The organism is Paenochrobactrum gallinarii (assembly GCF_014205685.1).
GTDB classification, from domain to species: Bacteria; Pseudomonadota; Alphaproteobacteria; order Rhizobiales; family Rhizobiaceae; genus Paenochrobactrum; species Paenochrobactrum gallinarii.
Window position 1 is genome coordinate 1 of record NZ_JACIIU010000066.1, and the last position, 2,654, is coordinate 2,654.

Genomic DNA, 2,654 nt, shown 5'->3' on the forward strand with positions numbered 1-2,654 from the left:
ATTTCTAGTTATCGTTAATAAGGTATCTAATTCTGAATACATAGGGGTTAGAAGCGAACCCGGGGAACTGAAACATCTAAGTACCCGGAGGAAAGGACATCAAACGAGACTCCGCTAGTAGTGGCGAGCGAACGCGGACCAGGCCAGTGGCTTGGATAAGAAAAGTGGAAGCATCTGGAAAGTTGCGCTGAAGTGGGTGATAGCCCCGTACACGTAAATCTTATTCAAGTCCTTGAGTAGGGCGGGACACGTGAAATCCTGTCTGAACATGGGTAGACCACTATCCAAGCCTAAGTACTCGTGCATGACCGATAGTGAACCAGTACCGTGAGGGAAAGGTGAAAAGCACCCCGACAAGGGGAGTGAAAGAGATCCTGAAACCGAATGCCTACAAACAGTTGGAGCCCAAGATTAGTTCTGGGTGACAGCGTACCTTTTGTATAATGGGTCAGCGACTTAGTGTAACGAGCAAGCTTAAGCCGGTAGGTGTAGGCGTAGCGAAAGCGAGTCTTAATAGGGCGTTTAGTTCGTTGCATTAGACCCGAAACCAAGTGATCTAGCCATGAGCAGGTTGAAGGTACAGTAACATGTACTGGAGGACCGAACCCGTATCTGTTGCAATAGATTGGGATGACTTGTGGCTAGGGGTGAAAGGCCAATCAAACTTGGAGATAGCTGGTTCTCCGCGAAATCTATTTAGGTAGAGCGTCCAGCGAATACCCTCGGGGGTAGAGCACTGAATGGGCTATGGGGACTCACCGTCTTACTGATCCTAATCAAACTCCGAATACCGAGGAGTACTACTGGGCAGACACACGGCGGGTGCTAACGTCCGTCGTGGAGAGGGCAACAACCCTGACCACCATCTAAGGTCCCTAAGTTATGGCTAAGTGGGAAAGGATGTGAGGATCCCAAAACAACCAGGATGTTGGCTTAGAAGCAGCCATCATTTAAAGAAAGCGTAACAGCTCACTGGTCTAAATAAGGGTCTTTGCGCCGAAAATGTACCGGGGCTCAAGCCATACACCGAAGCTGTGGATGCACTTAATGTGCGTGGTAGCGGAGCGTTCTGTAAGTCTGTGAAGGGAGACCCGTGAGGGCTCCTGGAGATATCAGAAGTGAGAATGCTGACATGAGTAACGATAAAGAGTGTGAGAGACACTCTCGCCGAAAGTCCAAGGGTTCCTGCTTAAAGTTAATCTGAGCAGGGTTAGCCGGCCCCTAAGGCGAGGCAGAAATGCGTAGTCGATGGGAACCACGTTAATATTCGTGGGCCTGCAGGTAGTGACGGATCGTGTGTATTGTCAGGTCTTATTGGATTGATCTGGCAGTGAAGCGGTTCCAGGAAATAGCTCCTGCATATAGACCGTACCCTAAACCGACACTGGTGGACTGGTAGAGAATACCAAGGCGCTTGAGAGAACTGCGTTGAAGGAACTCGGCAAAATGCACGCGTAACTTCGGAAGAAGCGTGACCCTTGTTTGCGCAAGCAGATGAGGGTGGCACAGACCAGGGGGTAGCGACTGTTTACCAAAAACACAGGGCTCTGCGAAGTCGCAAGACGACGTATAGAGTCTGACGCCTGCCCGGTGCCGGAAGGTTAAGAGGAGAGGTGCAAGCCTTGAATTGAAGCCCCGGTAAACGGCGGCCGTAACTATAACGGTCCTAAGGTAGCGAAATTCCTTGTCGGGTAAGTTCCGACCTGCACGAATGGCGTAACGACTTCCCCGCTGTCTCCAACGCAGACTCAGTGAAATTGAATTCCCCGTGAAGATGCGGGGTTCCTGCGGTTAGACGGAAAGACCCCGTGCACCTTTACTATAGCTTTACACTGGCATTCGTGACGTTATGTGTAGGATAGGTGGTAGACTTTGAAGCAGGGACGCCAGTTCTTGTGGAGTCATCCTTGAAATACCACCCTTAATCTTATGGATGTCTAACTGCGGCCCGTTATCCGGGTCCAGGACCGTGTATGGTGGGTAGTTTGACTGGGGCGGTCGCCTCCTAAAGAGTAACGGAGGCGCGCGATGGTAGGCTCAGAACGGTCGGAAATCGTTCGCTGAGTGCAATGGCATAAGCCTGCCTGACTGCAAGACTGACAAGTCGAGCAGAGACGAAAGTCGGTCATAGTGATCCGGTGGTCCCGAGTGGAAGGGCCATCGCTCAACGGATAAAAGGTACGCCGGGGATAACAGGCTGATGACCCCCAAGAGTCCATATCGACGGGGTTGTTTGGCACCTCGATGTCGACTCATCGCATCCTGGGGCTGGAGCAGGTCCCAAGGGTATGGCTGTTCGCCATTTAAAGCGGTACGTGAGTTGGGTTCAGAACGTCGTGAGACAGTTCGGTCCCTATCTGCCGTGGGTGTAGGAATATTGAAAGGATCTGTCCCTAGTACGAGAGGACCGGGATGGACGTATCTCTGGTGGATCTGTTGTCGCGCCAGCGGCATAGCAGAGTAGCTATATACGGACTAGATAACCGCTGAAGGCATCTAAGCGGGAAACTAACCTTAAAACGAGTATTCCCTATCAGAGCCGTGGAAGACTACCACGTTGATAGGCCGGGTGTGGAAGTGCGGCAACGCATGCAGCTTACCGGTACTAATAGCTCGATCGACTTGATCATTCTCATTATCAATATCCATCAAAC

General features: G+C 51.3%; 1 rRNA gene. It reads left to right on the top strand.

Annotated elements, in window-relative coordinates:
- Nucleotides 1-2,630 (top strand): 23S ribosomal RNA (locus FHS77_RS15890); the annotation flags it as partial.
- Between the last annotated feature and the right edge of the window lie 24 nt (nt 2,631-2,654).